1 pseudogene is annotated in these 244 nt (G+C 34.0%); it reads left to right on the top strand.

From position 1 onward, the window contains the following. Positions 1-244, top strand: a pseudogene (locus tag SB717_RS38780) (germination protein YpeB); the annotation flags it as partial.

The raw sequence follows: 244 nt of genomic DNA, 5'->3' as shown, positions 1-244 counted from the left end.
CTTTATATTCAAATGCAGGAAATATACAAGATGAACTAAGAAAAGTACAACATCTTGTTTTGAAAAATAATTTACGCTGGATGGATGTAGAAATGGCACTTGCATCAAATCGTGATCCAGCAGATAACACAATTATTGATGGATTGAAAACTGTAGAGAAAAACGTAACATCATATTCTTCTACAAACTTCGGACCGACCTTTACAAGTGCGCAAAAAAATAAAAAAGGCGGATTTGAAGCGGA

This window comes from Priestia sp. SIMBA_032, from assembly GCF_046535215.1.
Taxonomy (GTDB): domain Bacteria; phylum Bacillota; class Bacilli; order Bacillales; family Bacillaceae_H; genus Priestia; species Priestia aryabhattai.
The sequence above is the reverse complement of the archived record's forward strand: the minus strand, read 5'-3'. Positions and strand labels throughout refer to the sequence as shown.